The sequence below is a fragment of the Odoribacter sp. N15.MGS-14 genome, assembly GCF_000980245.1.
Lineage (GTDB): Bacteria > Bacteroidota > Bacteroidia > Bacteroidales > Marinifilaceae > Odoribacter > Odoribacter splanchnicus.
The window spans coordinates 25,857-33,725 of record NZ_LARE01000036.1; the positions used below are offsets into that span (position 1 = coordinate 25,857).

A 7,869-nucleotide genomic window follows, 5' to 3' on the forward strand; every position below is an offset into this window, starting at 1 on the left:
GGAATGAGCCGTTCTAGTCGAAAGAGGAACATATGCAAAAAGTAGAATTATTATCTCCGGCCAGGGATCTTGTTGTCGGTAAGGCCGCTATCGATAATGGGGCTGATGCGGTATATATCGGGGCACCTGCTTTCGGGGCCCGTAAAGCTGCAGCCAACAGTCTTGAAGATATCGGGACTTTGGTGGGTTATGCCCATCGTTTTTATTGCCGGGTATTCGTTACCCTGAATACGATATTGTATGATTCGGAGTTGGCCGAAGCGGAAAAAATGATCCGGCAATTGTACGCGATCGGGGTCGATGCTTTGATCATTCAGGATCCGGGCATATTGAATATGGATCTGCCTCCGATTTGTTTGCATGCCAGCACACAGATGCACAATTATGAACTCGAACGAATTAAGTTTTTAGATCAGCTGGGATTTCAACGGATTGTATTGGCCCGGGAGCTTTCGTTGGAGCAAATCCGGGAGATCCGGAAAGAGGTGAAAGCCGAACTGGAAGTGTTTATACACGGGGCTTTGTGTGTCAGTCTGAGCGGGCAATGTTATCTCTCTCAATATATGTTCGGCCGTTCGGCTAACCGGGGCGAATGTGCGCAGCCTTGCCGGATGAAATGGACTGTCGAAGATAACAGTGGGAAAAAGTTGATCAAAGATAAATATGTATTGTCTCTCAAAGATTTGAATCTTTCTTCTTATATCGATGATTTAATAGAAGCCGGAGTCGATTCGTTTAAAATAGAAGGGCGCCTGAAGGATGAGAATTATGTGGCGAATGTTACGAATTATTATTCTTCGCTGATCGGGAAACACCCCGGCATTGTGCGGAGTGGTTCCGGACATATCCTGTCGGCATTCGAAGCAGATCCTGAGCGGAGTTTCAGCCGGGGAAGTTCCGATTATTTTATCAGGGGACGGCACAGGGGATTAGTCAATATGGATACGCCGAAATCGATGGGAAAAAAGATAGGGATAGTCAAAGAAACAAAGGGAAATACTATTATTTTGGATGCTATCGGGGAGTTGGCGAACGGAGACGGATTATGCTATTTGGAGCAGGGCGGATTGAAAGGGATAAAGGTCAATGAAGCTGTGGGAAACCGGATTGTTTGTAATGAAACGGTAAAACTCCGGCCGGGGACCGAATTGTTCCGGAATTACGATCATCGCTTTAATATCCGTTTGGACAAAGTGAAATCCGTACGGAAGATCCGGATAAAAATAAAAGCATGGACAGCGGATCGCTGTTTATGGCTGGAAGTGACCGACGAAGATGGCGTACAAGTGAATTTACGCTCGGAAGAAACTTTTGAAAAGGCACAGAATCCTCAGCAGGCAGAACGCCTCAAACAACAACTCCTGAAATGCGGAGATTCCGATTTTGAGTGTGAGAGTGTAGATTTGAACGGCGAAGAGGTCTTATTTATTCCGGCAGCAGCGGCCAATGCATTACGTCGGAAATTATTGGAAGAATTGATAGAGGCCAGAGAAGCCCGGCGGGAGAAAATGTTACCGGGACATAGGAAGCCCCTGACTTCTGTTCCCGTTGAAGCCGATTGGCACTATAATATTGCTAATCAGGGGGCGAAAAATTTCTATGAAGCTTGTGGGGTACCTGTTGTCGGAGCATGTTTTGAGAAATCGGGATTTCGGTCGGGGGAAAAAGATTTAATGCATACCCGTTATTGCCTGTTGTATGAATTAGGACGTTGCCGAAAAATGCAGAAAAACGAAGATTTAGAATTTCCGCTTTTTCTGGTCAACGACAAACATCGGTTCCGATTGGAATTCGATTGTCAGCGCTGCTTTATGAAAGTAATAAAATATGTATAAAATTTAAAATATTATAAAAAATTGTTGCTTCCCAACCTACTTTGCTATCGATATTATATTTTTGTTTCCGAATTTATGGAAAATAGAAATAAGCCTAAGGGGCTAAAATAAAAATTTATGTGTGGAATAGTAGGTTATATAGGAACTAAAGAAGCTTATCCTATTCTGATCAAAGGTTTGCATCGTCTTGAATATCGTGGATACGACAGCGCAGGTATTGCCTTAATTTCGGATAATCAAGAATTGAATGTTTATAAGACGAAGGGCAAGGTTGCTGATTTGGAGCGTTTTGCCGAGTCGAAAGATATATCGGGTAGTATCGGTATAGCTCATACTCGTTGGGCTACTCACGGGGAACCTAATGATGTAAATGCACATCCCCATTATTCCCAATCGAAAAATCTGGCCCTGATCCATAACGGTATCATCGAGAACTATACGGTGTTACGGGCCGAACTGGAAAATAAAGGATATATTTTTCGCAGTAATACGGATACCGAAGTCATCGTGTATTTAGTGGAGTATATTATGCGTACCAACCAGGTGGATCTATGTACAGGTGTACAGTTGGCTTTGCATCAGGTGATCGGTGCTTATGCGATTGCATTGATGGACAAAAGCAATCCCAACGAGATCATAGCTGCCCGTAAAAGTAGCCCCTTGGTTGTCGGAATCGGTAAGGACGAGTTCTTTTTAGCTTCGGATGCTACGCCTATTGTGGAATATACGGATAAGGTCGTTTACCTCAATGATGAAGAGATTGCGGTGATTCGTAGGGGAGAGCCTTTGAAAGTAGTGGATTTGAATAATGTGGAAATCACTCCTGAGATAAAAAAGCTGGCTATGAACTTAAGCCAGTTGGAAAAAGGAGGTTATCCCCACTTTATGTTGAAAGAGATTTATGAACAACCTCGTACTTTACAGGATTGTATCCGGGGCAGAATCAATGTAGAAGGAAATAGTGTGGTACTTTCCGGCGTAATCGATAATCGGGATAAATTTCTGAATGCCAACCGGATTATAATTGTTGCCTGTGGTACTTCCTGGCATGCTGCTTTGATCGGCGAACATTTGATCGAAGATTTGTGCCGTATCCCTGTTGAAGTGGAATATGCGTCGGAATTTCGTTACCGGAATCCGGTGATCCATCCGGGAGATATCGTGATCGCCATATCCCAGTCGGGAGAAACGGCCGATACCCTGGCTGCGATAGAACTGGCGAAATCGAAAGGGGCATTTATCTACGGCATCTGTAATGTAGTCGGTTCTTCGATTGCCCGGGCTACGGATTCGGGTTCTTATATTCATGTCGGACCTGAGATCGGCGTGGCTTCCACCAAGGCTTTTACCGGCCAGGTAACCGTACTTTCGATGTTGGCCTTGACTATTGCTCAGCAGAAAGGGACTATTACCCAAGCTCGTTTCGAAGAAATGGTAAAAGAGTTGCAGGGTATACCTGAAAAGATTTCTATGGTTTTGAAAAATGCCGAGCCGGTAAAGGAATTATCTAAGATATTTACTTATGCCCGTAATTTCATTTATCTGGGACGTGGCTATAACTATCCGGCCGCTTTGGAAGGAGCATTGAAATTGAAAGAGATTTCTTATATCCATGCCGAGGGATATCCTGCTGCCGAAATGAAACATGGACCTATAGCACTTATCGATGCAGAAATGCCGGTAGTAGCTATTGCAACTACCGATAGTATATACGAAAAGACCATTAGTAATATACAGGAAATCAAAGCCCGGAAAGGAAAAGTAATCGCTATTGTCAGTGAAGGCGACCAGTTGGTACACGATATTGCCGATTATTGCATCGAAGTACCTCATGTGTTGGAACCTTTTGCTCCTTTAGTAGCTTCCATCCCTTTGCAATTGCTGGCTTATTACATTGCCGTTAATAAAGGACGCAACGTGGATCAACCCAGAAACCTGGCGAAATCAGTTACGGTTGAATAAAACGGATAGCGGCTTTTAGCCGGTAGATAAAACGGTGCCGACAGTTAAAACAGGAGTAACGGTTTAAAACTGGATTGCATCGTTTTATTCGTTGTTGCTGTTTTATCTGTCCGGCTCCCTTTTTACCGGTAAGGCTATTCTACGATTACAGAAGTCTGTTTTTTGCCATCCATATAGACCGTTACGGGTTTGGCAAACCGGACGTGGCGGACGAATTCTTTTTCTTCGATCAATTGCTGATTTTGAATAATGTCGTAATTGATGAAGGAGCTGTCCGATTCGTAAGGTACGGCAAAGTATCCGACATTCATGGAAGTCACATTGTGGAAGAAATGGGACCCCAGCGAAGCGTCCAGGGGGAAATCCCTTAATCCTTGCTCGACGATAATCCTGGCTTTAGAAATATCCGACCACAATACAGGAATGCCGGTCAATTTGTCCCGTGTTCCCCAACGTCCCGGTCCGATCAGGATATAGGGGGTGTCGGTGGCTTTTAATTTTTCATTGAAAAATTTCACTTCTTCGGCCATCTGTTCGGTGCGCAAGCGGTCGAAATGTCGGGGATCGACATAAATCAGATCCTGAATGTCGGTGATTTTCCCGTTGCCCATTCCTTTGTCGGCCCGTAAGATCGCTTTACTCATATCGATATTTTCTTTGTCGATATCCATATGATATTCATTTTTGATCAGGGGTTTGATCTGCAGGACATAAAATTTCCATTCTTTGTTTTCCCGATTGACTGCAAATTCCATTTCGACGGGAGCTCCCATCGCCTGGGAGAAAATATCCAGCAGTGTATCCAGCGTCGAAGCCAGAGGAATATAATCGTATTGCAGTATGTCCGGAAAGTTGACAATCCGGGGGCCACGTACACTGAAATCGAAACCTATGCGGTCGTTCATAAAATCGTAGACCGAAGCACAATGCTGTAAATTACCGTCTTCTTCTATCGCTTTCAAGTCATAAGATCGGATAGCGGCATCTTCACCGTCTTTCACCAGATTGTAGTCCGGATGGATCATGTCTATAGCATAAAAATATTTTTGCGAATCCCGGGCCATATCCTGGATAGAGGCCAGTTGCAATTTGGGATAACGGGGACAAAAACGATAGGTCTTTTCTCCCCCCACCACATATGCTCCAAGGCCCAGTGCTATGACTGCAAATCCATCTTCCGGTTTAATGTAAGAGAAAGGGTAGAAGTTATAGGATTGGGCGACTCCACTGATGTTGGGATAATATTTTCCGTTGTATTCGTTTCCTACTACCTCCTGGAGGATTACCGCCATTTTTTCTTCTTCGATCATGCAGTCGATCGCATGAAAGTAAGCTCTCGAACTATCGGTGAATATCGATGAATACACCAGTTTTACGGCAGTTTCGAGATCGTCGATCCGGCGTTCGATGTCGGGGTGGTTATTGGGAATCAAATATGTGGAATAAACACCTGCAAAAGGCTGACTGAGAGAATCTTCGAACAAACCGGACGAGCGTACGGCCAAGGGTTTATGCATCACTTCCAGGTAGGAGCGGAGCTTGTCCCTGAGTTTTTGAGATAAGGGAGCCGCTATGAAGGCCGCTTTCACTTCTTCGTAACTTTCATCACTATAAATAATCCGACTCAACCCATTGTTATCTATGAAGTTATCAAATTCATCCACACCGATGATCGCCGTTTTCGGAATTTCTATCTTTAGTTTCGGGATCAGCTTCTTAAAATCGACGTTTTCGATAAAATTGGACAGGAAAGCCATTCCCCGGCCTTTACCTCCGAAGGAACCTTTACCTAAACGGGTGATGTAACGGTTCGAATCGACTAATTTGGGGTTGTAATTGATGATCCGCCCTTTGATTTTTTTCAGTTCTGCCGCTTCGAATACCCGTAGGATGAATTGCCGCATTTCGGCCGGAGTAGGGAAATCTTCAAACCGGTATCTTTTCAGATGTTTCGCTAAAGTAATTTCCCGGTGGGCCATTAACCAGGTAGAAATACCGTTGCGAATGGAGTGGTATATCAAAGATTCATCCGGGATGCTCAGCAGCTTTTGTTTAAATTCTTCTATCGAAGTGGCTCTGTCGATCGGTTCTCCGTTTTTGTTCCGGAAAATAAAATCTCCGAATCCCAGATATCCTTTGATAAAATCCTGGATATCATGAGCCAGAGTCGGGGAATTTTTATTAATAAAAGCAGCATGCAACTCTTCTGCTTTTACTGCATTTTCTATCTCCTGGCTTTGAAGCATACAGGGAATATACGCTCCGGTTCGCTTGACATAGCGGATCAATTCGATTCCGGCTTCTTCATCTTCCTCTCCATTCCGTTTGTAGCGCACATCCGATATGACTCCGATCAGATTTTCCCGGTAATGATCGATAACGTATACTGCCTCCTCATAGTTGGTTGCTAGTATTACTTTCGGCCTTACCCTTATTTTCATCACAATACTCATATCGTTGTCCTGAGGTTCGGAGAAAATGAGTTCCTGAGTTTGTGTCATGACCTCGGTATAAAGTAAAGGCAAATAACGGGAATAATACCGGATCGAGTTTTCGACCAATAGGATTACCCGGATATCTCCCAAATGGGTGTCCCGGTCGAGGTTCATTTTATCCTCGATATATTTGGCCATGACCAAGAATATCTTGGTGGAACCGTTCCAGACGAACAACCTTTCGATAGATTCGTACAACCGGTCTTCTATAGTATGAAAATAGGCCAGGTCCGAATTGTTGTTTACCAGCATCAGCTGACAGATATTCGGATATAAATCTTTCAGATGACGGCTGATGACCAAAGGAGTTTGTTTATCCAGACCGGCCATCAGGATGATCAGGTCGATATGCCTTTCGGACAAAATCTTCAGGGCTTCTGCTTCGCTGGCGACAGAAGTAAAACGGGGGGCGGTATACAGGTTGACCTGCAAATATTCCCCCACGATTTTATCGGTGAATTGCCCTTCCCGTTCGATGGTATAAGCATCATAATAATTGGCGATCAAAAGAATTTCTTTGATTTTGAAGGGCATTAATTCCTGGAAAATGTCCCGGTCGCTCTTTTTACGTTTGTAGATTTTGTGTAGTTCGATTGACATAAACAGATCATTCAATGGTAATAGACTAGCTATCCTGTTGTACAGAATGATGTAAAATTACAAAAGTTTGGCGACTTGACAATGGTTAAATATACATATTGATCATTGCTTCGTATAGTTCTTGTTTACCGCTGGTTTGTTTGGGTTCTCCGTGAGCGATCGCATATTCCCGCAGATCTTCCAGCGAAAGTTTACCTTCTTCGAATGCTTTTCCTGCGCCTGTATCGAAAGAAGCATAGCGTGCTTTGAGCATATTGCAGAGGGGAGATTCGCGTAACAGGCGGTCTGCATTTTCAAGCGCTCTGGCAAAAGCATCCATTCCTGCAATGTGTGCAATGAAGATATCTTCCAAATCCGTAGAGTTGCGCCGGGTTTTAGCGTCGAAATTGGTTCCTCCGGTTCCCAATCCACCGTTCCGGATGATTTGTATCATTGCCTGAACCAATTCGAAGTTATCGATCGGGAATTGATCGGTATCCCAGCCGTTCTGATAATCACCCCGATTGGCGTCGATGGAGCCCAACATGCCGGCATCGACAGCACAGGCTAATTCGTGTTCGAACGTATGGCCGGCGAGAGTGGCATGGTTGACTTCGATATTTACTTTAAAATCTTTATCGAGGCCGTGTGCTTTAAGAAAACCGATTACCGTTTCTGTATCTGCGTCGTATTGGTGTTTCATCGGTTCCATCGGTTTGGGTTCGATCAGGAATGTTCCCTTAAAACCTTGGCTACGGGCATAATCCCGCGCTTTGGCCAATAGGAGGGCGAGGTGGTTCTTTTCACGCTTCTGATCGGTATTCAGTAGGGACATATAACCTTCACGGCCTCCCCAGAAAACATAGTTTTCACCTCCGAGGGCGATAGTGGCATCCAATGCGTTTTTTATTTGGACAGCAGCCCGTGCCACGACATCGAAATCGGGATTGGTAGCTGCTCCGTTCATATAACGGGCATGTCCGAAGACATTCGCTGTT

At 44.4% G+C, this 7,869-nt stretch carries 4 protein-coding genes; 2 read left to right on the forward strand and 2 right to left on the reverse strand.

The genetic code is table 11. The annotated features are described in order from the left end of the window. The first annotated feature begins 32 nt into the window (after positions 1-32). Positions 33-1,835 (forward strand): peptidase U32 family protein, encoded by a 1,803-nt coding sequence (locus tag WS34_RS09085; RefSeq protein ID WP_022160304.1) that lies wholly within the window; start codon positions 33-35, stop codon positions 1,833-1,835. A 117-nt stretch (positions 1,836-1,952) separates the two neighbouring features. Beyond that, entirely contained in the window at positions 1,953-3,797 is a 1,845-nt protein-coding gene (gene glmS / locus WS34_RS09090) for a glutamine--fructose-6-phosphate transaminase (isomerizing) (RefSeq protein ID WP_022160303.1), read from the forward strand. Between the two features lie 134 nt (positions 3,798-3,931). Here glmS and WS34_RS09095 read toward each other — a convergent pair whose 3' ends face one another. Continuing rightward, on the reverse strand, positions 3,932-6,892 hold the full coding sequence (locus WS34_RS09095) for a PEP/pyruvate-binding domain-containing protein (protein WP_046404393.1): 2,961 nt from the start codon (positions 6,890-6,892) through the stop codon (positions 3,932-3,934). Positions 6,893-6,977: 85 nt separating this feature from the next. Then, the coding region (locus WS34_RS09100) for a xylose isomerase (protein WP_046404395.1) at positions 6,978-7,869 on the reverse strand (892 nt) is incomplete at its 5' end.

Coding starts and splice junctions, on each gene's coding strand:
- WS34_RS09085 (WP_022160304.1), top strand. CDS start 33: ATGCAAAAAGTAGAATTATTATCTCCGGCCAGGGATCTTGTTGTCGGT.
- glmS (WP_022160303.1), top strand. CDS start 1,953: ATGTGTGGAATAGTAGGTTATATAGGAACTAAAGAAGCTTATCCTATT.
- WS34_RS09095 (WP_046404393.1), bottom strand. CDS start 6,892: ATGTCAATCGAACTACACAAAATCTACAAACGTAAAAAGAGCGACCGG.